Below are 243 nucleotides of genomic sequence, written 5' to 3' on the forward strand. Positions count from 1 at the left end.
TGCAGAACTGGAAATGATGGTCCGACTCATCCAGACACGGAACCGGGAACGTGGTCCTGTGGCAATCTGATTTGCGCGTCTCCTGGCGCGCACAGTGGCTTTCCTTGCTGATTCATGGGCTGGTTGCCGCTGTTATTTTACTCATGCCCTGGCCACTCAGTTACACCCCGTTATGGATGGTGTTACTTTCGCTGGTGGTGTTTGATTGCGTTCGCAGCCAGCGGCGTATTAATGCTCGCCAGG

Annotated in this window: 1 protein-coding gene; it reads left to right on the plus strand. The window is 54.7% G+C overall.

Features of this window, described 5'->3' with window-relative positions; all coding sequences use genetic code 11:
* Nucleotides 1–50 precede the first annotated feature (50 nt).
* The coding region (locus FN960_RS24665) for a protein YgfX (protein ID WP_221936876.1) at nucleotides 51–243 on the plus strand (193 nt) is incomplete at its 3' end.

Source organism: Alkalicoccobacillus porphyridii (genome assembly GCF_007293315.1).
GTDB lineage: Bacteria > Bacillota > Bacilli > Bacillales > Bacillaceae_D > Alkalicoccobacillus > Alkalicoccobacillus porphyridii.